The organism is Actinokineospora pegani (assembly GCF_009745975.1).
GTDB classification, from domain to species: domain Bacteria; phylum Actinomycetota; class Actinomycetes; order Mycobacteriales; family Pseudonocardiaceae; genus Actinokineospora; species Actinokineospora pegani.
In genome coordinates, this window is the sequence record NZ_WHOL01000121.1 from 105,467 (window position 1) to 130,019 (window position 24,553).

Genomic DNA, 24,553 nt, shown 5'->3' on the forward strand with positions numbered 1-24,553 from the left:
TCAACGAGGTGATGAAGATTGCCGGCCTCGGACCTCAGACCGGGGCCGCCACCTGGAATTCATTGCCCTCTGGGTCACAAAGACCGTCCCCGACCCGTCGCGCGCCCTGGGCCAGCAACCGGTCCACCTCGACGCGCAGCGGCCCCTCGGCCACCAGGTCCAGGCGCAGCCGGTTGCGCGACCGCTTGGGCTCGGCGCTGGCCAGCAGCTCCAACCACGGCCCGCGCCCGTCCGCCGCGCGCAGCGACGCCACCGGCGGCGCGTCGCGGACGATCAGGTGGCCGGTGGCCTCGGCCAGGAACCCGACCAGCGCGGACGGGTCGGCGCTGAGCAGCACCACAGCGGCGACCGCGCCGGTGTCGGCGTACTCCGGACGCGGTTCGAGCACGCAGAACTCGTTGTCCTCCGGATCGGCCAACACCACCCAGGGCCGCTCGCCCTGACCGATGTCGACCCGCCGGGCGCCCAGCGACACCGCCCGGTCGACCAGGGCGAGCTGATCGGCCTCGGAGACGCTGGGCAGGTCCAGGTGCCAGCGGTTGACCCCGGCCTTCGGCCGCGCCCCCCGCACGAAGGTCAGGTCCCCGTGGAACCCGTCCTCGGCCGACGGGGTCAGCGCGACCACGTCCCCGGCCGTCGCGGTGACCGGCCAGCGCAACAGGTCCGACCAGAACTGGGCCAGCACAGCGGGTTCCTCGGCGTCGAACACGAGACCCGCGAGACGGGTGGGCATCGCGCCACGGTAGCCGGACACCACCGCGAAACCCCGCACGCGCGCCGGATTCCCGCCGTGGAGTTGTCCACAGGCAAGATCCACTTCGGGGGTACCGAAAGGGTTAAGCCGGTAGAATGGATCTCGGGACGCCCCCAGAGGTGTGGCGGGGTTTGGTGTGGCGGGGTTTGGTGTGGCGGGGTTTGGTGTGGCGGGGTTTGGTGTCGCGGGGTTTGGTGTCGCGGGGTTTGGTGTCGCGGGGTTTGGTGTCTGCTGCCTGGATTTTGTTCGTTGGTTGGGGCTGCTCGTCGAGCCCGTCCGCCGCACCGCGCCGTCATGGCGTGAGCGACAGGTTGGTGTTGCGGGCGGGGGGTGCTCAGGCGCGGACGTGTGCTGGGACTAGGCGGAACTGGTTGCCCTCCGGGTCGGCCAGCCAGGTGATGCCGTCGGCGTCGCGTTCGCCGAGTTCGGTGGCGCCCAGTTCCAGGAGGCGGTCGAGGTCGGCGCCGCCGCCGTCGGCGGTGACGTCGAAGCGGATGCGGTTGCCGCCTCGGCGGGCGGTGCGGCGGGTGCGCCACTGGACGTCGGGGACGCGCAGGAACTCCAGCCAGGGGCCGCTGGTCTCCGAGGAGCGCAGCGCGGCGGCGCCGTCCTCGCCGCTGGGGACCAGGGGCCAGCCGGTGGCCTCGGACCAGAACTCGGCCAGCGTCGACGGGGTGGCGGAGTCGACGACGAGCGCGGCCAGCGGTCCGGTCCGCGCGTAGAGCTCGCCGGGCTCCAGGATGCAGAACTCGTTGCCCTCGGGGTCGTGGAAGACCGTCCACGGCACGTCCTCGCCCTGTCCTACCTCGGCCTCGCGGGCGCCCACGTCGGCGGCCAGCGAGGTCAGGACCTGGTACTCGTGCGGTGACTCGGTGGCCAGGTCGAGGTGGATGCGGTTCTTGGCCGACTTGGGCGCCGCCGCCGGGGTGAACAGCAGGTCCAAGCCGCTGCCGCCCACGTCGGGGGCCAGCAGCCTGCGGCAGCCGCCGGGCTCCGGGGTCGCGGTCCCGCCGAGCATGATGTACCAGAACCGGGCGGCCGCGGCGGGGTCGGTCGCGTCGATCACGAGACTCACCAGCCGGGTGCACATGGTCGACACGGTAACCGCGTCCACGGGTCGCGTGCCGCCGCACAGCCGTGACCAGCGGTGTTGCCGACGGGCGGGCGCCAGATACCCCCTGGCGCCCGCCCTGCTCACCGGGTCGCCAGCCGCAGCAGCGCCCACAGCTGGGCCACGGCGTCCATGTCGCCCTCGCTGCGCACGGCCCGGTCGAACACCGCCGACCGGCCCCACAGCCACAGGTAGAGCAGCGCGGGCTCGGCGGTGACCACCGCGTCGGCGGTCTCGGCGGCCAGCGGCGAGACCGGCCCGGCGCTGGTGCGGTCGACGCCCATCTCCGCGAGCCAGGTGTGCCCGGCGGTGCGGACGACGACGGTGGCCCGGCGGGTGCCCGCGACGCCCAGCTCGGCCAACCGCTGGGTGAACCAGACCGCCAGCACCTCGTCGATGCCGTCGACGGCCACGTCCCGCGGGACCGGGTCGTGGCCGCCGCCGTTGGCCGCGCTCTGCACGTCGACGCGGTGCACGGTGGCCTCGTGCGCCATCCTCCGCCGCCAGAACCGGTAGTCCTGCCGGTCGGGGTGCCAGGTCGGGCACGGCGCGTCGGGTCGGTGCGCGGCCAGCTCGCCCAGCAGCGACCGCAGGCTGTCGCGCAGCCAGTCCTCGACGCCGGTGCCCGGGTCGGGCTCGCGCTCCCACCCGGCGGGCCGCCGCCCCGTGCGCACCCACGAGACGACCATCCGCTGCACGCTGCCCAGGTGCCGGGCCGTCTCGCCGACCGTCAGGCCGGGACAGGCGGGCACCGGCCGGTCGTGGTCGGCGCCCTCGGCCGAGGACGCCAGCAGCAGTGTCTCGGTCTCCAGCACGTCGAGCAGGCGGTCGTCGTCGATCAGCCCCGTCACCGCCCGCCGCCGTGCACGGCGAGGTGCGCCAGCCCGACGAACTGCCGGGTCTGCCGGTAGAGGTCGTCCGCTGCCCGCGGCCCGACCCGGTTGGACACGCCCGCCTGCACGGCCGCCCTGGTCGCCGAGCAGGAGGCGAAGAACGCCGCCCACTCCCGGAACTCCGGCGCGACCGACGACAGCAGCGTCCAGACGCTGGTCGGCTTCGCCCGCCCCCGGTGCGGTCTGCCCCGCACCGCCAGCACGGCGGCCGCGGCGCGCAGCGCGCACAGGTAGGAATCGACGAACAGGTGCGCGGGGTCGCCCTCCCCGGCCACGGCGAGCAGACCCTGCTCGGCCTGGTCGAGCAGCGAGAGGGCGGACTGCGGCACCGGCGCCGCGGCTCCTCGGGGCAGGGGGCGCGGACGCGGGCGGACCGGCTCCGGACTGACAGGCAAGGCGGACTGGGCGGACCCGGCCGCCGATCGCCCCGCGGGCTCACCAGAACTCGGGCGAACCGACTCGGCACCAACCGGCGGAACAGACCGCGCGGCCCCGGCCGCGCGGTGCTCCCGGACCGGCCGGGGCACGGACTCACCGGAACCAGCAGACCCGGAACGCGAGCGAGCCGCCTCCGCCTTGCGGCCGACGAGCAGAGCCGACTGGGCAGGCCCAGCCGAGCGGCGCTCCCGCACCGACCGCCCCACAGGCTCACCGGAACCAGCAGACCCGGAACGCGAGTGAGCCGCCTCAGAGCCAACCGGCAGCGCCGACTGAGCGGACCCAACCGCACCGCGCTCCCGCGCCAGCTCACCGGAATCGACAGACCCGGAACGCGAACTCGAGCGAACCGGCTCGGAGCCGACCGGCAAGGCCGACTGGGCAGGCATGGCCGCCCGACGCTCACACGCCGACCGCCGCGCGGACTCAGCAGCCCCAAAACCCGAACTCGAGCGAACCGACTCCGAGCCAACAGGCAAGGCCGACTGGGCAGGCATGGCCGCCCGACGCTCACACGCCGACCGCCGCGCGGACTCAGCAGCCCCAGAACGCGAGCGCGGGTGCACCGGCTCCGGGCCGACCGGCAGGGCGGACTGGGCGGACCCGGTCGCACGGTGGTCCCGGACCAGCCGTCGCGCGGGCTCAGCGGGCCGGGTGCGCGGGGTCGTCGAGTGCTCGATGGCTCGCGGGGCGGGGGACCTCTCGGGCCGCTCCGCGAACAGCGCCTGGTCGGCGGGCGGCTCCTCCTGCCTGCCGATCGGCGCGACCGGCGGCCACGTCGAGGTCTGGTCCTCGGGCTCGACCGGGAGTTCGGTCTGGGCGAGGCGGGCGGCCGCGGCGTTGAAGCGGTCGTGGCGCGTGTCGGGGGCCGGGTCGGGGCGGTGCTGGGCACCGCGGCGGGGGTGGGGCGGCGGGGTGACAGGGAAGTCCAGCGTGCTGGTCATCGGGGCCTCCTCGCGATCGTGCCGTTGGGCTGGCGCGCGCCGAGGGGAAGCCGGCGGCGTCCGGTGGTGAGGCGCTTCCCCCGCCCCACCACCGGACACTACTCGAACACTTGTTCGAGTATGGCCAGGTTAACCTGGCCAGGGCAGGGGTTCAAGCCGGTCCGGGGTGAGCCGCGATACCGGGTGGCCCCGACGTCGGCGCCGGTGATGTGATGGAGCGGTGAGCACACTCGCGCACCCGGCGGTGGCCGGGGTGGTGCGCGCGCTGCGGGCGGCGGGACTGGACTCGGCCGCCGACGGCGTGCGCGTGCTGGACGGCGAGGCGCGCACCGCGGCGCTCGCGGCGGCGGCGCTGGGGGTCCCCGTGGGGGCCATCGCCAACAGCCTCGTCTTCGCGGCGACGATCGATGGGCGCGAGCACCCCCTGCTCGCGCTCACCTCCGGGGCGCACCGGGCGGACACCGCCGTGCTGGCGCGGCGGGTCGGGGCGGACGCCGTCGGCCGGGCGACCCCGGCGTTCGTGCGCGAGCACACCGGGCAGGCCATCGGCGGCGTGGCGCCCGTCGGGCACCCGGCTCCGCTGCGCACGCTGGTCGACAAGCACCTGGAGCGCTACCCGGTGGTCTGGGCGGCCGCGGGCCACGCCAAAACCGTCTTCCCCACCTCGTACAAAGATCTGGTGACGCTCACCGGGGGCGCGGCTGCGGACGTGTCCGGCGAGGAGGATGATCCCGACTCGTGACCGCCGCTCCCACCCCCCGCGTCGCCAGGTTCGCCGAGCTGTCCGCCGACCAGCTCCGCGGCGGCCTGCGCGAGGCGCTGGCGCTCTACGTCACCGCCATGGGCTACCCCAGGGGCACCGCCGAGCAGCGGGCGCCGATGTGGCTGGCGCACATGCTGCGCGCGGGGTGGCGCTGCGTCGCCGCCTACGACGACGACGGGGCGATGGCGGGCATCGCCTACGGCTACCGCGGCGCCCCCGGCCAGTGGTGGCACGAGCAGGTGCGCCGCGGCGTCACCGAGCGGCGCGGGCCCGAGGTCGCCGAGGCCTGGATGGCCGACTACTTCGAGCTGACCGAGCTGCACGTGCGCCCGGACACCCAGGGCCGGGGCACCGGCGCGGAACTGGTGCGGCTGCTGCTCTCCGGAGCCACCAACCGCAACGTGCTGCTGTCGACGCCGGAGGGCCCCTCCCGGGCGTGGCGGCTCTACCGACGGCTCGGCTTCGACGACGTGCTGCGCGAGTACCAGTTCGCAGGTGACCCACGCCCGTTCGGCGTACTCGGCAGACCGCTCCCGCTGGACTGACCGCGAGCCACCCCGATCACCAGCAGCCCCGGCCCCACCTCTACAGCCACCCCACGCCCACTCGACTGACCGGCAGAGCAACGAAACGCCCCCACCAAGCCCCACCCAAGCAAGCACCGGTTCACGGCAACCTGCGCCCAGTCGGGCCCATTCCCGACCCGAACCCCGGGCCCTGCCACACCTAGGCCGGGACCCAACACCGGCCGCCCTTAACTCCGGGAGTAAACACTCGCGGCAACTGGGCACGGCCCACCGCCACACCCCGCAAGGCGAAGCGCGCCGACCCCCAACCACCCCTCACAGAGCAGCCAACCGCTCGGTAAGCGTGTCCAGCCCCATCGCCCCCATCTCCAGGGCGTCCTGGTGAAAACGCCGCAGGTCGAACGCATCCCCCCGACGGCCCTTCACCTCGTCGCGAGCACGCAGCCACAGCCGCTCGCCGAGCTTGTAGGTGGGCGCCTGCCCCGGCCAGCCCAAGTAGCGGTCCACCTCGTCGCGCACGTGAGCCGGGTCGGTGATGGTGCGGGTGAGCAGGAACTCCAGGCCCAGGTCCGGGGTCCAGCGCTCGCCCTCGTGGAAGCCGGTCCCGCGCGGGATCTCCAGCTTGAGGTGCATGCCGATGTCGATGATGACCCGGGCGGCGCGGAACAGGTGCGCGTCGAGCATGCCCAGCAGGTCGCCGTCGTCGTCGAGGTAGCCGAACTCGCGCATGAGCCGCTCCGCGTAGAGCGCCCAGCCCTCGCCGTAGGCGGGCACCCAGCACAGCAGCCGCTGGAACCGGTTGAGGTGCGCGGCCTGGTTGACCGCGGTGCCGATCTGCAGGTGGTGGCCGGGGACGCCCTCGTGGTAGACGGTGGTGACCTCGCGCCAGGTGGAGAAGTCCGCGCGGTCGGCGGGCACCGACCACCACATCCGGCCCGGCCGCGTCCAGTCGTCGGTGGGGCCCTGGTAGTAGGCGCCGACCGTGCCGCCGGGCGGGGCGATGCGGCACTCCAGGGCCATCAGCCGGTCGGGGATGTCGAAGTGCACGCCGCGCAGGTCGGACAGGGCGCGGTCGGACAGCTCCTGCATCCAGCGCCGCAGGGCGTCCTGACCGGTGACCTGGTAGCGCGGGTCGGCGTCGAGGTGGGCGGCGGCCTCGGCGATGGTCGCGCCGGGCTTGACCCGGTCGGCGACCCGCCGCATCTCCGCCTCGATCCGGGAGAACTCGTCCCAGCCCCACGCGTAGGCCTCGGCGAGGTCGAGCCGGGCACCGGTGTAGAGCTGGGAGAACAGCCGGTAGCGGTCCTCGCCCACGGCGTCCTCGGCCGGGGCGGCGGGGGCGAGTTCGGAGGTGAGGAACCCGGCCAGGTCGGCGTAGGCGCGCTCGGCGGCGGCGACCCCGGCGGCCAGGTCCGGCCCGGCCAGCTCGCCCGCGCCGTCGGCCAGCCCGGCGAAGAAGGAGCGCGCGCCCGACAGCCCGGCCCAGGTGCGGCACTGCTCGGCGACCTTGACGACCTGGCGCAGCGCGGGGACGTCGCCGCGGGCGGCGGCGGCGCGCAGGGAGGCCTCGTAGCCCTCGAGGCACTCGGGGACGGCGGAGAGCCGGGCGGCGATGGTGGCCCAGTGCTCGGCGGTCTCGGTCGGCATCAGGTCGAAAACCTCGCGCACGTCCTGCGCGGGGCTGGCGATGACGTTGAGGTCGAAGTCGACCAGCCCGGCCTCGTGCAGGTCGTGGGTGCGCCCGACGCGCTCGACGAACACCGCCTTGGCGTTGGCCGACGCGGTGTCCACCGGCTCGATCCCGGCGATCTCGGCGAGGGCGGCCGTGGCCAGCCGCCCGCGCTCGGCCACACCGTCGGGGGACAGGTCGGGCAGCAGGTGGTCGTGGCCCGCCTCGCCGAAGTAGGTGGCCTCGATGGGGTTGGCCGCCGCCACCGCCGCGACGTAGGCGTCGCTGACGCGGTGGATCTCGCCGGACGGGCCTGGGCTGGGGTTCGCTGGGGTCGCCATGCGGCTGCACGCTAGCGAACCGGCCCGGACCCCGGCGAACGGTTAGTGCCCGGGAGCGCGAACCGGCCCGGGTACGGCAGGATGGCCCGGTGCCCCACGCCACGTCCCGTTCCAGTGACCGTTCGCGCAGGTGGTTGGCCATCGTCGCGCTCGCCCTGCTGTCGATGTTCACGTTGTCGGGCTGCCTGCGGGTGCAGGCGGCGCTCACGGTGTCCGAGGCGGACCTGGTGTCCGGCACGCTCGTGGTGGCCTCGGTCGCGGGCAAGCAGGGCGACCTGGGCCCGGAGCTGACCATCCCGCCGGAGCTGCGCGGCAGGGTGCGCACCGAGATCTACACCGGCGACGACTACGTCGGGCAGACCGTGCGCTTCCAGGACCTCACCTTCGCCGAGGTCAGCCTGCTCGGCGACTCCATCACCTCCGAAGAGCAGTACCGCCTGACCTTCCGCCGGGTCGGCGACCTGGTCACCCTCGCGGGCTCGGCCGACCTCACCCAGCTCCCCGCCGACCGCGCCGACATCCAGCTCGAGATCGCCTTCCCGGGCACCGTGACGCGCACCAACGGGGACAACGACGACGACACGGTCAGTTGGTCGCCCAAGCCGGGCGCGGTCTCCGAGTTCACCGCGACCGCCCAGTACTCCGGCGCCTCCGGGGCGTCGTGGACGCAGTGGGTGGTCATGGTGGGGGCGGCGGCGGTGGGGGTCTCGATGATCGTGCTGGCGCTGGCGCTGTTCTCGCACCGGCGGGCGCAGCGGGCGCTGGGGCCGCCCCCTGCCCGCGCCTAGGCGCGGGCGGGGACGAGGCCCAGGCGGTTGACCACCTCGCGGGTGGCCCGGGACTGGTTGAAGGTGTAGAAGTGCAGGTCGGTCACGCCCTCGGCCAAGAGGCGCTCGCTGGTCTCGGTGATGACGTCGATGCCCTCGGCGCGGAAGGCCTTGGGGTCGTCGACCAGGGGTTGCAGGCGGGCGGCCAGGCCTGCGGGGAGCTGGGCCCCGGAGAGCTCGACGGTCTTGGCGAGCATCTTGGGGGTGGTCAGCGGCATGATGCCGGGGATGACGAGGTTGTCGCAGCCGCGGGCGGCGACGAGGTCGCGGAAGCGGAGGAAGTCCTCGGCCTCGAAGAAGAGCTGGGCGATGGCGAAGTCGGCGCCCGCGGCGAACTTGCGCAGCAGGAAGTCGATGTCGCGCTCCGGGGACTCCGCGCTGGGGTGGCCGTAGGGGAACGCGGCGACGCCGACGCAGAAGTCGCCGAGGTCGCGGATGAGGGTGACGAGCTCCTCGGCGTAGTTGAGGCCCTGCGGGTGCTGCACCCAGGTGCCGTTGGGGTCGCCGGGCGGGTCGCCGCGCAGGGCGAGGATGTTGCGGATGCCGTGGGCGGCGTACCAGCCGATGACGTTGCGCAGCTCGGTGACCGAGTGGTCCACCGCGGTCAGGTGCGCCATCGGGACCATCGTGGTCTCGGTGGCGATGCGCCCGGTGGTGCGGATGGTGCGGTCGCGGCTGGAGCCGCCTGCCCCGTAGGTCACGGAGACGAACGCGGGGTCCAGCCCCTCCAGCTCGCGCACGGCGCGCCACAGCCTGCGCTCATCGGCCTCGTCCCGCGGGGGCATGAACTCCACGGAGAAGACCGGGCGATCGGCGCGCAACCGCTCCGTCACAGTCGTCATGCACTCAGGGTAGCGATCCGTCCGCCCATCGGAACACCCCTCTCATTGACCGGACTGGCGCGGGGTGTGCGAGACGCGCGGGTCACATCACCCACCCCCGGAGCGGCGCCGTCGCCCCGGACAGCGGACGATGGGGGCGTGCAGGCAGTGAGCAGGACCACCGTGACCGACGCGCCCATAGACGCGCCCATCGACGGGGCCTTGCCCGACCACGTCGAGCGGGCCCTGGCCGAGTACCTGGCGGTGCGGCACGCCGGGATGGCCGACCAGGCGCCCTCGTTCGGCTCGGCGGTGTCCTCGCTGGCCCGGTTCGTGCTCGGCGGCGGCAAGCGGCTGCGGCCGACGTTCGCCTGGTGGGGCTGGCGCGGCGCGGGCGGCGCGGGCAGCGGGGCCGAGGCCGAGGCGGTGCTGCGGGCGGTGAGCGCGCTGGAGCTGATCCAGGCGTGCGCGCTGGTGCACGACGACCTGATGGACGCCTCCTCGCTGCGCCGGGGCAAGCCGACGGTGCACGTCGAGTTCGCCGCCAAGCACCGGGAGCGGGGCTGGCTGGGCGAGTCCGAGCGGTTCGGCGCCGCGGCGGCGATCCTGCTCGGGGACCTGGCCCTGGCCTGGGCCGACGACATGTTCACCGGGGCCGGGCTGGCCACGCGCAGGCAGGCCGCCGCGCAGCAGCCGTGGCAGGCGATGCGCGCGGAGATGCTGGCCGGGCAGTACCTGGACGTGCTGGTGCAGGCCACCGGCGACGAGTCGGGTGAGGCGGCGCTGAGCGTGGCGCGGATGAAGACCGCCGCCTACACCGTGGAACGGCCGCTGCACCTGGGCGCGGCGCTGGCCGGGGCGCCGGAGCCGGTGGTCGGGGGGCTGCGCGCGTTCGGCACCGACATCGGCGTGGCCTTCCAGCTCCGCGACGACCTGCTCGGCATGTTCGGCGACACCGAGGTCACCGGCAAGCCCGCCGGGGACGACCTGCGCGAGGGCAAGCGCACGCTGCTGATGTCGGTCGGGCTGCGCCGGGCCGCCGAGGCGGGCCGCGGGGGCGACGCGCGGGTGCTGCGGTCCGCGCTCGGCGACGACGCGCTGACCGTCGAGGACGTCGAGCGGGTTCGCGGGCTGCTGGTGGACCTGGGCGCCGTCGCCGAGGTCGAGTCCAGGGTCGACGAGCTGACCGACCGGGCGCTGGGCGCGCTGGAGCGGGTGGAGCTGGCCGACGCGGCGGCGCGCGAGGTGCTGTGCTCGCTGGCGGTCACGGCCACGAGGCGGACCAGCTAGTGGCCCGCGGACGCCGGACGATCCCCGGCCGCACCGACCACGTCGTGGTCATCGGCGCCGGGCTCTCGGGCCTGTCCGCCGCGCTGCACCTGGCCTCGGCAGGCCGGTCGGTCACCGTGCTGGAGGCGGCCGACGGTCCCGGCGGGCGGGCGCGGCAGGAGCGGATGGGCGACTACACGGTCGACACCGGCGCCACCGTCCTGACCATGCCGGAGCTGGTCGACGAGGCGCTGGGCGCGGTCGGGACGTCGCTGGCCGACGAGGTCGAGCTGCTGCCGCTGGACCCGGCCTACCTGGCGCGCTTCGCCGACGGCTCGGAGATCTCCGTGCACACCGACGCCTCGGCCATGGCCGAGGAGGTGCGCCGGGTCGCCGGGCCCGCCGACGCCAAGGGCTACCTGGAGCTGCGCGCCTGGCTGACCGACATGTACCGGGTGCAGCGCGACCGGTTCATCGGCGCGAACTTCGACTCCCCGTTCGACCTGCTCGGCCGCGACCTGGCCAAGCTGGCCGCGCTCGGCGGGTTCGGCAGGCTCGGGCCCGCCGTCGGCGCGTACCTGGCCGACGAGCGGCTGCGGCGGCTGTTCACGTTCCAGTCGCTGTACGCGGGTGTCGCGCCGAGCCGGGCGCTGGCCGCGTACGCGGTGATCGCCTACATGGACACCGTGGCCGGGGTGTACTTCCCGCGCGGCGGGGTCGGCGCGGTGGCCGAGGCGATGGCCGCGGCGGCGGGCCGGGCCGGGGTGGCGTTCCGCTACGGGACGTCGGCGGCGTGGCTGGAGCGGGTCGGCTCGCGGGTCGGCGGCGTGCGGACCACGACGGGCGAGCGGGTGGCCTGCGACGCGGTGGTGGTGACCGCCGACCTGCCCGGCGCGTACCGGCTGCTGGGCATCGCCCCGCGCAGGCCGCTGGCGCTGCGCCACTCCCCCTCGGCGGTCGTGCTGCACACCGGGGTGACCCGTTCGTGGGACTCGCTGGCGCACCACACCATCTTCTTCGGCGGAGCCTGGGAGCGGACCTTCACCGAGATCACCAAGCGCGGGCGGCTGATGAGCGACCCGTCGCTGCTGGTGACCCGCCCGACCGCGACCGACCCCGGCATGGCCCCGGCGGGCAGGCAGCAGGTGTCGGTGCTGGCGCCGTGCCCGAACCTGCGGGTGGGCCCGGTCGACTGGGAGCGGGTCGGCCCCCGATACCGCGACGAGCTCGTGGCGACCCTGCAGGCGCGCGGGCTGACCGGCCTCGACGACGCCATCGAGGTGCAGCGGCTGGTGACCCCCGCGGACTGGGCGGCGCAGGGCCTGGCCGAGGGCACCCCGTTCTCGCTGGCGCACACGTTCACCCAGACCGGCCCGTTCCGGCCGCGCAACCTGGTGCCCGGTGTGGAGAACGTGGTGCTCGCGGGCAGCGGCACCACCCCGGGGGTCGGGATACCGCCGGTGCTGATCTCCGGGAGGCTCGCCGCGCAGCGCGTGGTGGGTAGGCTGCCCGTGGTCGGCCGCGCGGGCGGCCGGGACGAGACGGTGAGCGGGCTCTAGGGCGTGTCCCCGGGCCTGGAGCAGCAGGGGGTGGCCGGTTGTCGAGGCGCGGACTGGCGGCGGTGGCGGTCTCGGCGGCGCTGGTCGCCTCGGCGTGCAGCAGCGGGGTGAGCGGCACCCCGGTGGCCGCCGAGATCTCCCCGCCGACCGCGACCGAGGTGGTGCGGCAGTCGGTGACCGGCCTGGGTGAGGCCGCGGTGCTGCGCTACCAGGGCACGATGACGGCCGCGGGCGGGCGCGCGGCGGAGTTCGACGTCACCGCCGCGGGCAGCGGCGAGCTGCTGGGCAGCTTCGTGCTGGCGGGCAAGCAGGCCACGGTGCTGGTGGTCGACCGGTCGATCTTCCTCAAGGCCGCGGCGGACTTCTGGGCCACGCTGCCCGGGGTCGCCGACGGGCCGAGCAAGGGCACGGCGGTCGCCGACCGGTGGGTGAAGACCCCGGCGGGGCTGCTCGGTGTGGAGTTCTCCGACGTGTTCCTGCCGCAGACGATGGCGCAGAACGTGGTGGAGGGCGTCGAGGAGGCGGGCGGGGGCGAGCTCACCGACGGCGAGGGCGTGACGATCGGGCAGACCGAGGCCGTGCGGGTCAAGACCGGCCGCGGCTCGGTGGCGGTGGCCGAGCAGGCCCCGCACGGGGTCGTGGAGGTCCGGCTGGGCAAGGCGGGCGACTCGGACTCGACCAGCGTGCGCGACGTGGTGGCCACGGTGACCGAGGCCTCCGGCGACGTCGCGAAGTTCTACCAGGACTTCGCCGCCGCGGCGGGCCAGGTGAGCGCGCCGGTGGACGTGCTGACCACCGTGCGGGAGAAGTCGCACAACTTCGACGCCTGCGGGGAGCCGAGCTGCTCGATCGTCGTCCACTTCACCAACGCGTCCAAGATCGCGGTGCAGGTGTCGGTGCGCGGCACGTGGAAGGGCGACGAGCAGCCGCTGGGCGTGTGCGAGGCGACGGCGGGCCCGGTGGCCCCCGGCCAGGACGGGTCGGCGACCTGCACGCTGGGCACCCCGGAGTGGAAGCAGTTCTACCAGCGGGCCAACTCGGTGCCGGGCAACCACCCGTACTCGGTGCAGTGGTCGACGCTGGTGCTGGCCGACCCGCCGGACCTGAGCCAGGTCAACGCCAGGGCCCAGGCGCAGGCCGCCGACCACGAGGCGGGCAGGACCGAGGGGACCAACTACGTCTACTCGATCGGCTACCGCGACAGCGGCTCCGACGTCGTGTGGAAGTACGGGTCGATCACGACGAAGTTCTGGCGGGAGCACGCCGAGCCGCAGCTCCGGGTGTGCCTGGGCAGCACCGGCAAGGTGTGCCAGGCCGAACTGGTGACCGCCACCGACGACCCGGCGGCGGCCCAGCTCCTGGTCAAGCAGTTGGTCGACAGCGCCCGTTCGGACGGCAAGCCGTGCCCCGCCGGGCAGCTCGTGGCCTGCGAGGACTGACCCGCACCGGGGCGCGGTGACCTACCGGCGGTGGCGCCCGGCTGACAAGCGGCCGCGAAACCCCGCGCGGCTCAGGCCAGGGCTTGGGCCCGGCGCTTGACCTCGCGGCCGCGGTCGCCGCGCAGGGCGTCGATGGGGCGGCCGGGGAGGCTGTCGTCGGCGGTGAACAGCCAGTCGAGCATCTCGTCCGGGGTGAAGCCGGAATCGCTGAGGACGGTGATGGTGCCGCTCAGGTGCTTGACGATGGTGGTCTCGCCGCCGATCTCCTGCAGGAACTCGGCGGGGACGTAGAGCACGCCCGTGCGGCGCAGCGAGACCAGCTTGCGCTCGCGCAGGGCCTGGTGGACGTGGTTGACGCCGATGCCGAGTTGGGCGGCGACGTCGGGCAGGGCCAGCAGTGCGACGTCGGGGCCGAGGGCGTCGGCGGAGGCGGCGGGAATGGGGCTCACGGCCGGTAACTGTGCCACAGGGCGCCGCGCGGGCGACCGACGCGCCGTCCCCGGGCACCGGATTCCCGGCCTGGCCACCGCGCCCGCGCGCTCAGCCGTACCATCGGGCACCGTGGAGGGGATTGGCTCGAAGCTGATCGGTGCGCTGCTGGAGCAGCGGTACCGGGTTGACGCGTTGCTCGCGCACGGGGGGATGTCGTCGGTCTACCGGGGACTGGACACCCGGTTGGACCGTCCGGTGGCCATCAAGGTCATGGACCCGCGGTTCGCCGCCGACCCGGCCTTCGTCGAGCGCTTCGAGCGCGAGGCCCGGTCGGCGGCCAAGATCCACCACCCGAACGTGGTGGCGGTGCACGACCAGGGCCTCGACGGCGAGCACGTCTACCTGGTGATGGAGCTGGTGCGCGGCGGCACGCTGCGCGACCTGCTGCACGAGCGCGGGGCGCTGCCCGCGCCGCTGGTGGTCTCGATCATGGAGCCGGTGCTCTCGGCGCTGGCCGCGGCGCACCGGGCCGGGCTGATCCACCGCGACATCAAGCCGGAGAACGTGCTCATCGGCGCGGGCGGCGTGGTCAAGGTGGCCGACTTCGGCCTGGTCCGCGCCATCCACTCGCCGGGCACGACCAAGTCGAGCGTCATCCTCGGCACGGTGTCCTACCTGTCGCCGGAGCAGGTGACCACGGGCGCGGCGACCGCGCGCGGCGACGTGTACTCGGCGGGCATCGTGCTCTACGAGTCGCTGACGGGCAACGCCCCCTACCGGGGCGAGAACGCGCTGTCGGTGGCCTACCGGCACGTCAACGACGACGTCCCGGCGCCGAGCGCCAGCGTGGCCGGGGTGCCGCCGCTGCTCGACGAGCTGGTCGTGCGGTCCACCCGCCGCGACGCCGGGGCCCGCCCGGTCGACGGCGCCGGGTTCCTGGTGGAGCTGCAGCACGTGCGCACCGCCCTGAACCTGCCCAGGATGCGGGTCCCGGTGCCCGCGCCGGTGCCGGACGAGACGATGCCGGTCGACGACAGCACCGCGGCGGGCGGCTCGGGCAGGCGGCGCCACGACGAGGGCAACGCCTCGGGGGTGCTGCCGGTCGGGCCCGGCGCCGACGAGGCGCGGGACCAGCAGCAGGACGCCGCGGCGGCGGAGGCCCGGCCGGAGCCGGGTGAGACGCCCGTGCCGGACGACCCCGAGTCGACCGTGCGGGTGCGGCCGGTGGAGTCGCCGCTGAGCGCCGCGCAGACGATGAGCGCGGCCCAGTCGGCGACCGTGGTGCACCAGGTCCCGCCCGGGTTCAGCGCGGCGGGCCCGCAGGGCACCCGCGCGATGCTGCGCTCGGACGTGGAGCGGATCACCGAGCAGGCCAGGCAGCAGCAGTACGCCCAGCAGGCGGCGCAGCAGCACCCCTACAGCGGTCCGCAGCCGCTGCCCTACGCGGGCGGCGGGCACCCGCCCACCGGCCCGCAGCAGGCGCAGCGGCGCGGCGGCAGGCCGAGGTGGCTGTTCCCGGCGATCGCCGCCGTGGTGGTGGTCGCGCTGCTGGCGACGGGCGTCTGGTGGTTCTCCGCGGGCCGCTACACCGACGTGCCCACCCTGATCGGCCAGCCGTCCGCGACGGCCGAGCAGGCGGTGCGCGACGCCGACCTGTCCCCCAAGGTCACCCAGGTGCGCGACAACAGCGTCCCGGCGGGCGTGGTGATCGAGACCCGCCCCGGCAGCGGCGCGGAGGTCCTGCGCGGCGGCGAGGTCGAGCTGATCGTGTCCCAGGGCCGCCCGGTCGTGCCGGACGTGCCCGCGGGCGCGTCCCCGGACGAGGCGGAGCAGGCGCTGCGCGACGCGGAGCTGCAACCCCAGCGCGACGACGGCATGAACGCCCATGACGAGAAGATCCCCGAGGGCCAGGTCCTCAAGCTCAACCCGCCCTCGGGCACCCCGGTCGACATCGGCCAGCGGGTGGTCGTGGTGCTGAGCAAGGGCCCGGCGCCGAAGAAGGTCCCGGACGTGCGCGGCAAGACCAGGGACGAGGCGTTCGCCGCGCTGAGCCAGGCGGGCTTCGAGCCCTACGACGGCCAGCAGGAGTTCGCCGCCGACGTCGAGGGCGGGCGCGTGGTGCGCACCGACCCGGCCGCCAACACCCAGGTCCCGGCAAGCGGCAGCAAGCGGGTCGCGGTGGTCACCTCCAACGCGGTGGCGGTGCCCGACCTCAACGGCAAGACCGTCCCGGAGGCGCAGGCCCAGACGGCGGGCATGGGGCTCGGCGTCCAGCTCACCGGCGGTTTCGCGGTGACGGGCGGGGCCAGGATCTACAAGCAGGACCCGGCCGCGGGCACCCGCGTGCAGAAGGGCACCACGATCAACGTGGAGGCCTTCGGCTGACAGCCGCACGCGAAGAGGCCCCCGGGGAGATCTCCCCGGGGGCCTCTTGGCGTGATCGCGTCGCTACGAGCGCAGCATCTCCGCGACGAGGAAGGCCAGCTCGAGGGACTGCTGGGTGTTCAGGCGCGGGTCGCAGGCGGTCTCGTAGCGGCCCGCGAGGTCCGCGTCGGAGATCTCCTGGGCGCCGCCGAGGCACTCGGTGACGTCCTCGCCGGTGAGCTCGACGTGGATGCCGCCGGGGTGGGTGCCCAGGCGGCGGTGGACCTCGAAGAAGCCCTGGACCTCGTCGACGATCCGGTCGAAGTGCCGGGTCTTGTAGCCGGTCGAGGACTCGTGGGTGTTGCCGTGCATCGGGTCGCACTGCCAGATGACCTTGTGGCCGGAGGCCTCGACCTTCTCCACGATGGCGGGCAGCACCTCGCGCACCTTGCCGTTGCCCATCCGCGAGATCAGCGTCAGGCGGCCCGGCTCGTTGCGCGGGTCGAGGCGCTCGACGTACTCCACGGCCATCTCCGGCGTGGTCGTCGGGCCGATCTTGAGGCCGATCGGGTTGGACAGCAGCTCGGCGAAGGCGATGTGCGCGCCGTCGAGCTGGCGCGTGCGCTCGCCGATCCACAGGAAGTGCGAGGACAGGTTGTACAGGCGCGGCTCCGGGCCGGTGGTGTCCATCCGCAGCAGGGCGCGCTCGTAGTCCAGCAGCAGCGCCTCGTGGCTGGCGAAGAACTCCACGGTGTGCAGCGAGCTGTCCTCGACCCCGCAGGCCTGCATGAAGCGCAGGCCGCGGTCGATCTCGGTGGCCAGCGCCTCGTAGCGCTCCCCGGCGGGGGAGGTGCGCACGAAGTCGCGGTTCCAGTCGTGGACCTTGGTCAGGTCGGCCATGCCCGCGCCGGTCAGCGCGCGCACGAGGTTCATCGCCGCGCCCGCGTTGGCGTAGGCGCGCAGCATCCGGCCCGGGTCCGGCACCCGGGCCTCGGGGGTGGCGATCAGCGAGTTGACGATGTCGCCCCGGTAGACGGGCAGGCCCAGGGCGTCGGTCTTGGCCGAGCGGGGCTTGGCGTACTGCCCGGCGATGCGGCCGACCTTGACCACCGGCATGCTCGCGCCGTAGGTGAGGACGACGGCCATCTGCAGCAGCGTGCGGATGTTGCCGCGGATGTGCGGCTCGGTGTTGTCGACGAAGGTCTCGGCGCAGTCGCCGCCCTGCAGCAGGAACGCCTCCCCGCGGGCGACCTCGGCGAGCCTGCGCTGCAGCTTGTCGATCTCGGCGGGGACGGTGATCGGGGGAACGCTCTCCAGCAGCGCCCGCACCTTCCCGACCTGCTCGGCGTCGGGCCAGTCGGGCTGCTGGGCCGCCGGGCGGGCCAGGGCGTCGTCGAGTCGGGCACGCAGCTCAGGAGGCAGCGGTGGGAGTTCGGGCAACACGTCCACCGGCACATCCACGTTCCAGTTCACCCCTCCAGCCTAAGAGGTCAGGGCAACCTGCTCGAAACCGGGACATGTGTTCCACAATCTGGACCGCCGCTCCTCCCCCGTGGACCCCGGAGTGCGTCTTGCAGTTTGCAGAAGGCACTATTCGCCGATGGTGGAACTGGACAACCCCCTCGACCTCGACCCCGCGACGGCCGAACGCCTGCTGGCGACCGCCGTGGCCAACCTGCGCCGGGAGTACCCCGTGCACTGGACGCACGTGGTCGCCTCGGCGGACGACCTGGTGCCCCACCGCGCGCTGCACCCGGTCTTCCCGGGCTCCTACGACTGGCACTCGTGCGTGCACCAGACCTGGCTCGCGGTCCGGCTGCTGCGCCTGTTCCCGGACTTACCCTCGGTCCCACCCGCGCGCGACACCCTCGACGAGCTGGTCACGGCGGAGGCGGCGGCGGTCGAGGCGGCGTTCTTCGAGCGGGCGCAGGGCGCGCACTGGGAGCGGCCCTACGGGTGGGCGTGGCTGCTGCTCCTCGACGCCGAGCTGCGCTCGTGGGCGCCGGGTGAGCGCTGGGCCCGGGCGCTGCGGCCGCTGGCCGCGGTGATCCGGCGCCGGTGGTTGCAGTGGCTGGCCGCGGCCCGCAGGCCGGTCCGCGCCGGGACGCACGCCAACACCGCCTTCGCCCTCGCGCTGGTCCTCGACGCCGCCCGCGCCGTGGGCGACCAGGAGCTCGCGACCGCCTGCACCGTCGCCGCGCACCGCTTCTTCCTGCTCGACACCGACTACGGCGGCCTGGAGCCCGACGCCGCCGACTTTCTGTCCCCCGCGCTCACCGAGGCCGACCTGCTGCGCCGCGTGCTCCCGCCGACGGCGTTCGCCCACTGGTTCGACGCCTTCCTCCCGGACCTGACGCGGCCGCGCTGGACGGCGCTGCGCACCCCGGTCGAGGTCGACGCCCCGGACGACCCGCACGGCTCGCACCTGGCGGGCCTGGCCCTGTCCCGGGCGTGGTGCTGGAGCGGCGTCGCCGCCGCGCTGCCCCCGGGCCACCGGCACGCCGTGCTGGCCGACGCCGCCCACCTGGCGCACTCGGCGGCGGGCGCGCGGCACGTGTTCGGCCACGGGTACGCCGCCGAGCACTGGCTGGGCACCTTCGCCGTCTACCTGGCCGTCGGCGCGCTCTGCTGACGCCCCACCCGCTGATCCCCCACCCGCTGCTCCCCCGCGTGGCGCAGCACCCGCCGCAACGGGTTGCGCGCCGCCTTGTGCACGCGCGCGCCGACGTCGACCACGAGCGCGAGGACGGCGGCCCCGGCGACCGGGACGACGACGGCCGAGACGGGGTCGTCGGGAACGAGCAGCAGGAAGACCGACACCAGGTGCGCCCCCAGCGCGGGCAGCGCCGCCCGGCGCCAGAACAGGACGGCGACGAGCTCGACGACCCCCGCGAGCGCGAACGGCAGGCCCGGGTCGAGGAACAGGACCTCGGCGATGACGGCGAGCCCGAAGGCGAGGGCCAACGCGCGGTGCGGGAGGGTGCCCGCGAAACCTGGGTCGCGCGACGGGGTGGCCAGGTCGGCCCAGAGCACCTCCCTCGACCGCCGGGGCGGCGGCCTGCGCAGGCCGGGCACGAGCGCGCTGTCGGCGTCGGCGAACAGCACCAGGGCCAAGCCCACGCGGGGGTCGACCCGGCCGAGGTCGGCGGGGGGCGCCGAGGACGCGCACAAGTCGATGACGCGGGCGGCGATCGTGGTCAGCCCCGGCCGGTCCGGGTCGTGGAAGGGCAGCCAGCGCCCGGGGTCGTCCTCGAGCCGGTCAGTGGTGAGGGTGGCGGCGACGAGCGGGTCGGCGAGCAGGGCCGCCAGCCGCCAGGCCACCCCGGTGGCGATCTGGCCGTCCCGCCACAGCAGCGGCACGAGGGCCTGGGCCGCGGCCGGGGTGCCGATCGCGGCCAGGACATCGACGACCACCCCGGCCCCGGTGTCGCGGTCGAGCCTGGGCGCCAGGGCGGGCACCGCTTGGTCGCCCATGACGGCGAGCGCGTCGGCGGTGTCGGGGAGCTGGTCGGCGAGCACGCGCACGGCACGGGGCAGACCGGTCGCGGCGAGCGCCTGCCGGGCGACGGGGTTGCCGTCCTGGGCCGCGGCGATGAGGAACGCGAGCACCACCTGGCCGCGCTGCCGGGGATCGGCGGCCAGCGCGCCCAGCGCGCGGGTGGCGGCCGGGTCCCGCCCGCCCGCCAGCAGCGCGCGGGCCCGCTCGGTGACCGCGTCGACGACGCCCGCCTCGACCTTGCCCGCCTCGGCCAGGCACTCGGCGGCCAGCACCGGGTCCAGCGCGGCGATGACCGGCCCGGGCCTGCGGGCCGAGGCGCACCAGGCGATCACCGTGTCGCGGGTGGCGGCCGGGTCGGCGGCGTGCCGGGCCAGCAGCGCGTCGGGTTCGGCGCGCAGGGCCTCGGCCTCGGTGGTGTCGACGAGGTCGGCGCGCGAGCGGGGGACCTCGTCGGGGGCCAGCCGGGCGTAGGCCCGCAGCAGCGCCGGTTCCCGCACCAGCCGCAGCGCGGCCGGGTCGGCGACGAGGGCGGCCATCCTGCGCTCGGCGGAGGTGGGGTCGACCGCGTGCAAGTACCGGCGGACGCGCTGGTCGTCGAGCGGGCGCACCGGCGCGACCGCGGCGAAGTCCGGGCCGAGGGCGGTGGCCGCCGCCGCGGTGCGGCAGGCGACGACCATCCGGCAGCCGGGGTGCCGGTCGGCGAACGACCGCACCGCCCGCGCCGCCCGCTGCCGGTCGGCGGGGTCGACGGCGTCGAGGCCGTCGACGAGCACCACCAGCCTGCCCGCGGCCAGGCCGCGCCGGGCGAACGGGCCCGCGGCGGCGACCTCGTCGGCCAGCGCCCGGCCTGCCGCGGCGACCAGGACCGGGACGGGCAGCCGCCGCCAGCCCGGGTCGCGCGCCCACGCCGCGGGCAGGGACCGCAGCAGCGCGGACGCCCCCGCGCCCACGACGACCACTCGGTCGTGGTGAGTCAGGTCACCCGCCGTCGGGACCGGCTCGATCTCGCGCCCGGCGGCGCGCAGCAGGTGCTCGCGGTGCGCCGCCAACGACGGGGCCCGGCGGGCCCGCACCAGGCGCACGGCCGTGACCAGGGCCGGGAGCCAGCCCCGCACGGCCTCCCAGAGCACGATGACGACGACCGCGGCGAGGGCGGCCGTCCAGGGGGACAAGGCGTCGAGGTCCATCACGACCCAGTGAATCGCCCACCGGGCCACGCCGCCACCGGTCGGTCAGCCCGTCGTGTCGCCGGCGACCTAGACCTCGGCGTGCTCGAGCAGGGCGCCCACGTCGTGTCCCGTCCTGGCCTTGGCCACGGCCACGACCGGGGCCAGCGCCCGGCACCACGCGCCCAGCCGCCCGGCGTCCAGCGACGGCAGCGCGGCCGCCAGGGCGTCGAGCCGGGCGGGGACGTCCGGCCCGGCGAGGACGAAGTCGACCGCGTCGAACTCCGGGTCGCCCACGCACGGTCTGGGATCGATGACCCGGCGGCGGCCCACGACGTTGGTCGCGTGCAGGTCGCCGTGCAGCAGCACCGGCGCGGGACCGGGGTCGGCCAGTAGTGCGCCGACCCGGGAGCGGGCCAGCGCCAGGTGCGCGGCGGTGACCGGGCCGGTCGGGGTGAAGCGCGGCAGGAACTCCTCGGTCCACGCCGCCAGGTCGGGCCAGTCGCGCACCGGTCCCGGGTCGGCAGAGTGCAGGTCGCGCAGCAGCGCGCCGAAGGCGTCGGGCTCGGGCCAGCCCGCGCCGCCCTCGACCAGCTCCAGCAGCAGCGCGCCCTCGTCGAGGTCGACCGCGTGCACGCCGGGCACCCGGCCGGTGGGGGCGAACACCCGCAGCGCGGTCAACTGCGCCGCGGCGAAGGCCGGGTCCGGCGACACCCTGAGCACCGCGGGCCCCTCGGCGCGCTCGACCCGCAGCGCCACCCCCGAGCCGCCGCCGGGGAAGGCCCGGCCCAGGGTCAGGCCCCAGGCCGCGGCCAGCCGGTCGAGCCGGGCGGGCAGCGCCTCCGCCCACGACAGCGCCCCGTCGCCGAACCTGCGCCGCATCCGCTCGGCGACGGTGCCGCCGAGAGCGCCATTGCCCTGCGGGTCGTCCACAGCGAACCCCCTTTCAGCGGCGACAGTCCACCACAAGGGCAGCTCACGCGCCCCCTGATCCGGCGAGGGGCGGACGATCCATCGCCCACGGGTGGGCCCGTTCGTACTGCGCGGCGAGCGAGAGCAGCAGCGCCTCGCTGTGCTGCGCGCCGATCAGCTGCACCGCCGTGGGCAGTCCCTCCGGCGCGCGGCCCACGGGGACGGTGGCGACCGGCATGCCCAGCACGTTCCACGTCGGGAAGTACGGCATGAGCGGGAGGATGCCCAGGAAGGTGGTGATCATGCCGCGGCCGTGCAGCGTGCCCACCGGCAGCGGGGTGCGGGTCCAGGTGGGCTGCAGGATGACGTCGTAGCGGTCCAGGAACGGCGCCAGCCGGGCGTGCAGGCCCGCCTCGGCCCGGCGGGCCCAGCCGAGCACGGCGGCGGGGACGCGGCGGCCGACGGCGGCGATGCGCCGGGTGCGCGGTTCGAGCCACTCGGGGTGCGGCAGCGTGTCGACGTCCTCGGCGACGCCCGCGAAGTAGCGGGTGATGAACTGCGGGGTCGGGCGCGGGCCCAGGCCGGGGTCGTCCTCGGTGACGGTGTGGCCGAGCGCGCGCAGGCGGTCGGCGGCGGTGGTGACCGCGGCCCGCCACGCCGGGTCCATCGGCGGCCTGCCCATCGGGCACTTCCACACCAGGGCGACGCGCAGCGGCCCCGGGTCGGTGTCGACGGCGGCCCGGTAGGTGTCGGCGCCGGTCATGGCGTCGAGCAGCAGGGCGGAGTCGGCGACGGCGCGGCTGAGCGGGCCGGGGACGCCGAGGCCCGCCCAGCCCGGCGCCTGTCCGGGTATCAGGTCCCGGGTGGTCTTGAGGCCGAAGATGCCGGTGGCCGCGGCGGGCATCCGGATCGACCCGCCGCCGTCGGAGCCGGTGGCGGCGCCGACGATCCCGGCTGCCACCGCGGCGGCCGAGCCGCCGGAGGACCCGGCCGGGGTGCGGGAGAGGTTCCACGGGTTGCGGGTCGCGCCGTAGGTGAGGCTCTCGGTGAACGGCCACAGGCACCGCTCGGGCGTCAGGGTGTGGCCCACGATCACCGCCCCGGCGGCCCGCAGCCCGGCGACGAGGGGGTTGTCCGCCTCGGCGGGCGGGAACTGCGGCCTGCCGCCCTTGGCCGTCAGGTCGCCCTCGACGTCGGTGTCGTCCTTGACCGCGATGGGCACGCCCAGCAGCGGCAGCCGCTCCCCCGCGTCCAGCCTGCGCTGGGCCTGCTCGGCCGCCGCCCGCGCGGAGTCGGTGTAGAGCACGCGGAAGGCGTTGAGGCCGCCCGAGAGCGCCGCCGCCCTGGCGAGCACGGCCTCGAGCAGCTCGGGTGCGGTGACGGCGCCGGACCGCAGCGCCTGGGCTTGGGCGTCGGCGCCCGCCCACAGCAGATCGTCCATGGCGTGAACATAGTTCACCTCGGGCTCGGTCCTCGACCGTCACACGGCCCTCACCCGAAGAAGACCTCCGCCTCGGCGTAGCGCTCGGCCGGGACCGTCTTGAGCCTGGCGGTGGCCTCGGCGAGCCGGACCCGGACGATGTCGGTGCCGCGCAGCGCCACCATCACCCCGAAGTCGCCGTCGGCCACCGCGTCCACCGCGTGCAGGCCGAAGCGGGTGGCCAGGACCCGGTCGTAGGCGGTGGGCACGCCGCCACGCTGGGTGTGGCCGAGGACGACCGCGCGCGACTCGTTGCCGGTCCTGGCGGCGATCTCGTCGGCCAGCCAGGTGCCGACGCCGCCGAGGCGGACGTGGCCGAAGGCGTCCTTCTCCCCGGTCTGCAGCACCGCCTCGCCGCCCTCGGGCAGCGCGCCCTCGGCGACGACGATGATCGGCGCGTACTCGCGCTCGAACCGGCTGGCGACCCACTCGATGACCTTGTCGACGCTGAACGCCCGCTCCGGGACGAGGATGACGCTGGCGCCGCCCGCGAGGCCCGAGTGCAGCGCGATCCAGCCCGCGTGCCTGCCCATCACCTCCACCACCAGCGCCCGGCGGTGCGACTCGGCCGTGGTGTGCAGCCGGTCGATGGCCTCGGTGGCGATGTGCACGGCGGTGTCGAAGCCGAACGTGTAGTCGGTGGCGTCGAGGTCGTTGTCGATCGTCTTGGGCACCCCGACGACGCCGATCCCGTCGTCGGTGAGCCGCTTGGCCACGCCCAGGGTGTCCTCGCCGCCGATCGCGATGAGCGCGTCCACGCCCTGCTCGGCCAGGACCGCGCGGATGCGGTCCACACCGCCCTCCACCGCGTAGGGGTTGGTGCGCGAGGACCCGAGGATCGTGCCGCCCCTGGTGAGGATGTCCTCCACGTCGTCGAGGCCCAGGGGCCTGCTGCGCCCCTCGACCGGGCCCTGCCAGCCGTTGCGGAAACCCACCACCTCCCAGCCGTTGACCTCGACGCCCTTGCGGACGACGGCCCGGATGACCGCGTTGAGACCGGGGCAGTCCCCGCCCCCGGTGAGTACTCCGACGCGCATGCAAGCCCACCTTCCACCTCCGGGGCAGTGATCGGCGTCACTGCCTCCGTGCCCCACCCTGCCAGGGACTGAATCGGTGTAGCAACCGCTGACCGGACCACCCGATTGGCGCACGCGCTGCTCACGGCGTCATAGAACCATCCATCAAATATATGGGGACTGGAGCGAAAAATCGAATGCACTAATCGTCCGGTACATCCCAGTACTCCCGGTACAAGCGTGTACCCCATAACAAGCTCGCACCCGGGGTTTGTAAGGTCAGCGCAGACGTTTCGCCAGTTCTGCGGCCGGTCTTGTGGGATGAGAGG

General features: G+C 74.9%; 20 protein-coding genes. 8 read left to right on the forward strand and 12 right to left on the reverse strand.

Translation table 11 applies throughout. The features are described from left to right. Positions 1 to 34: 34 nt before the first annotated feature. From GCL84_RS26585 to GCL84_RS30385, 4 genes are all read right to left on the reverse strand, one after another. On the reverse strand, positions 35 to 733 hold the full coding sequence (locus GCL84_RS26585; protein ID WP_156758299.1) for a VOC family protein: 699 nt from the start codon (positions 731 to 733) through the stop codon (positions 35 to 37). A 355-nt stretch (positions 734 to 1,088) separates the two neighbouring features. Next, positions 1,089 to 1,844, reverse strand: coding sequence for a VOC family protein (locus GCL84_RS26595; RefSeq protein WP_156758300.1), 756 nt, complete (start codon positions 1,842 to 1,844; stop codon positions 1,089 to 1,091). A gap of 104 nt (positions 1,845 to 1,948) precedes the next feature. Further along, positions 1,949 to 2,716, reverse strand: coding sequence for a maleylpyruvate isomerase family mycothiol-dependent enzyme (locus tag GCL84_RS26600; RefSeq protein ID WP_156758301.1), 768 nt, complete (start codon positions 2,714 to 2,716; stop codon positions 1,949 to 1,951). Then, the gene (locus GCL84_RS30385; protein WP_235926747.1) at positions 2,713 to 3,087 is read right to left on the reverse strand and encodes an SAV_6107 family HEPN domain-containing protein; all 375 of its coding nucleotides are present in this window, start codon (positions 3,085 to 3,087) and stop codon (positions 2,713 to 2,715) included. The genes GCL84_RS26600 and GCL84_RS30385 overlap by 4 nt, the downstream gene beginning before the upstream one ends. A 1,273-nt stretch (positions 3,088 to 4,360) precedes the next feature. Here GCL84_RS30385 and GCL84_RS26610 point away from each other — a divergent pair. Both GCL84_RS26610 and GCL84_RS26615 read left to right on the forward strand, forming a co-directional pair. Beyond that, complete coding sequence (locus GCL84_RS26610; protein ID WP_156758302.1) at positions 4,361 to 4,882, forward strand: YbaK/EbsC family protein; 522 nt, start codon at positions 4,361 to 4,363, stop codon at positions 4,880 to 4,882. Continuing rightward, a complete protein-coding gene (locus GCL84_RS26615; protein WP_197523524.1) occupies positions 4,879 to 5,448 on the forward strand; it encodes a GNAT family N-acetyltransferase in 570 nt (189 codons plus the stop codon). The genes GCL84_RS26610 and GCL84_RS26615 overlap by 4 nt, the downstream gene beginning before the upstream one ends. Before the next feature lie 297 nt (positions 5,449 to 5,745). Here the strand turns inward: GCL84_RS26615 and GCL84_RS26620 are convergent, their stop codons facing one another. Then, positions 5,746 to 7,440, reverse strand: a complete 1,695-nt coding sequence (locus GCL84_RS26620) for a DUF885 domain-containing protein (protein WP_156758303.1) — start codon at positions 7,438 to 7,440, stop codon at positions 5,746 to 5,748. Positions 7,441 to 7,529: 89 nt separating this feature from the next. On the opposite strand from GCL84_RS26620, the gene GCL84_RS26625 reads away from it, so the two are divergent. Next, positions 7,530 to 8,228, forward strand: a complete 699-nt coding sequence (locus tag GCL84_RS26625; RefSeq protein ID WP_156758304.1) for an LppM family (lipo)protein — start codon at positions 7,530 to 7,532, stop codon at positions 8,226 to 8,228. On the opposite strand, the gene metF is transcribed toward GCL84_RS26625, so the two are convergent. Next, a complete protein-coding gene (gene metF / locus GCL84_RS26630) occupies positions 8,225 to 9,109 on the reverse strand; it encodes a methylenetetrahydrofolate reductase [NAD(P)H] (protein ID WP_156758305.1) in 885 nt (294 codons plus the stop codon). The genes GCL84_RS26625 and metF overlap by 4 nt on opposite strands. Positions 9,110 to 9,256: 147 nt before the next feature. On the opposite strand from metF, the gene GCL84_RS26635 reads away from it, so the two are divergent. The 3 genes from GCL84_RS26635 to GCL84_RS26645 are packed head-to-tail and all read left to right on the forward strand — an operon-like array spanning position 9,257 to position 13,355. Continuing rightward, positions 9,257 to 10,378: a polyprenyl synthetase family protein gene (locus GCL84_RS26635; protein ID WP_235926750.1), complete on the forward strand. Its 1,122-nt coding sequence runs from the start codon at positions 9,257 to 9,259 to the stop codon at positions 10,376 to 10,378. Then, positions 10,339 to 11,916, forward strand: a complete 1,578-nt coding sequence (gene crtI, locus GCL84_RS26640; protein ID WP_235926752.1) for a phytoene desaturase family protein — start codon at positions 10,339 to 10,341, stop codon at positions 11,914 to 11,916. The genes GCL84_RS26635 and crtI overlap by 40 nt, the downstream gene beginning before the upstream one ends. Before the next feature lie 38 nt (positions 11,917 to 11,954). Then, positions 11,955 to 13,355, forward strand: coding sequence for a hypothetical protein (locus GCL84_RS26645; RefSeq protein WP_156758306.1), 1,401 nt, complete (start codon positions 11,955 to 11,957; stop codon positions 13,353 to 13,355). A gap of 71 nt (positions 13,356 to 13,426) precedes the next feature. On the opposite strand, the gene GCL84_RS26650 is transcribed toward GCL84_RS26645, so the two are convergent. Beyond that, positions 13,427 to 13,804 (reverse strand): Rv2175c family DNA-binding protein, encoded by a 378-nt coding sequence (locus tag GCL84_RS26650; protein WP_197523525.1) that lies wholly within the window; start codon positions 13,802 to 13,804, stop codon positions 13,427 to 13,429. A gap of 193 nt (positions 13,805 to 13,997) precedes the next feature. Between GCL84_RS26650 and GCL84_RS26655 the strand changes: the two genes are divergently transcribed. Then, entirely contained in the window at positions 13,998 to 16,172 is a 2,175-nt protein-coding gene (locus tag GCL84_RS26655; protein WP_235926766.1) for a Stk1 family PASTA domain-containing Ser/Thr kinase, read from the forward strand. Positions 16,173 to 16,235: 63 nt separating this feature from the next. Here the strand turns inward: GCL84_RS26655 and GCL84_RS26660 are convergent, their stop codons facing one another. Beyond that, positions 16,236 to 17,624, reverse strand: coding sequence for a class II 3-deoxy-7-phosphoheptulonate synthase (locus tag GCL84_RS26660; protein WP_156758308.1), 1,389 nt, complete (start codon positions 17,622 to 17,624; stop codon positions 16,236 to 16,238). Positions 17,625 to 17,751: 127 nt separating this feature from the next. Between GCL84_RS26660 and GCL84_RS26665 the strand changes: the two genes are divergently transcribed. Then, on the forward strand, positions 17,752 to 18,783 hold the full coding sequence (locus GCL84_RS26665; protein ID WP_156758309.1) for a DUF2891 domain-containing protein: 1,032 nt from the start codon (positions 17,752 to 17,754) through the stop codon (positions 18,781 to 18,783). On the opposite strand, the gene GCL84_RS26670 is transcribed toward GCL84_RS26665, so the two are convergent. From GCL84_RS26670 to GCL84_RS26685, 4 genes are all read right to left on the reverse strand, one after another. After that, the gene (locus GCL84_RS26670) at positions 18,756 to 20,837 is read right to left on the reverse strand and encodes an NACHT domain-containing protein (RefSeq protein ID WP_156758310.1); all 2,082 of its coding nucleotides are present in this window, start codon (positions 20,835 to 20,837) and stop codon (positions 18,756 to 18,758) included. The two genes, GCL84_RS26665 and GCL84_RS26670, sit on opposite strands and share 28 nt — an antisense overlap. Before the next feature lie 69 nt (positions 20,838 to 20,906). Then, positions 20,907 to 21,749, reverse strand: a complete 843-nt coding sequence (locus tag GCL84_RS26675) for a phosphotransferase (RefSeq protein WP_156758311.1) — start codon at positions 21,747 to 21,749, stop codon at positions 20,907 to 20,909. 43 nt (positions 21,750 to 21,792) lie between these two features. Beyond that, positions 21,793 to 23,169 carry an amidase family protein gene (locus GCL84_RS26680; RefSeq protein ID WP_156758312.1) on the reverse strand — a complete coding sequence of 459 codons (1,377 nt, stop codon included), beginning with the start codon at positions 23,167 to 23,169 and terminating at the stop codon, positions 21,793 to 21,795. Positions 23,170 to 23,219: 50 nt separating this feature from the next. After that, positions 23,220 to 24,245: a 6-phosphofructokinase gene (locus GCL84_RS26685; protein WP_156758313.1), complete on the reverse strand. Its 1,026-nt coding sequence runs from the start codon at positions 24,243 to 24,245 to the stop codon at positions 23,220 to 23,222. Positions 24,246 to 24,553 lie beyond the last annotated feature (308 nt).

What these genes read in the sequence shown, in the direction of transcription:
- GCL84_RS26655 (WP_235926766.1), top strand. Translation starts at nt 13,998, where the DNA reads ATGTCGTCGGTCTACCGGGGACTGGACACCCGGTTGGACCGTCCGGTG.
- GCL84_RS26595 (WP_156758300.1), bottom strand. Translation starts at nt 1,844, where the DNA reads ATGTGCACCCGGCTGGTGAGTCTCGTGATCGACGCGACCGACCCCGCC.
- GCL84_RS26585 (WP_156758299.1), bottom strand. Translation starts at nt 733, where the DNA reads ATGCCCACCCGTCTCGCGGGTCTCGTGTTCGACGCCGAGGAACCCGCT.
- metF (WP_156758305.1), bottom strand. Translation starts at nt 9,109, where the DNA reads ATGACGACTGTGACGGAGCGGTTGCGCGCCGATCGCCCGGTCTTCTCC.
- GCL84_RS26670 (WP_156758310.1), bottom strand. Translation starts at nt 20,837, where the DNA reads ATGGACCTCGACGCCTTGTCCCCCTGGACGGCCGCCCTCGCCGCGGTC.
- GCL84_RS26680 (WP_156758312.1), bottom strand. Translation starts at nt 23,169, where the DNA reads ATGGACGATCTGCTGTGGGCGGGCGCCGACGCCCAAGCCCAGGCGCTG.
- GCL84_RS26665 (WP_156758309.1), top strand. Translation starts at nt 17,752, where the DNA reads ATGGTGGAACTGGACAACCCCCTCGACCTCGACCCCGCGACGGCCGAA.
- GCL84_RS26620 (WP_156758303.1), bottom strand. Translation starts at nt 7,440, where the DNA reads ATGGCGACCCCAGCGAACCCCAGCCCAGGCCCGTCCGGCGAGATCCAC.
- GCL84_RS26685 (WP_156758313.1), bottom strand. Translation starts at nt 24,245, where the DNA reads ATGCGCGTCGGAGTACTCACCGGGGGCGGGGACTGCCCCGGTCTCAAC.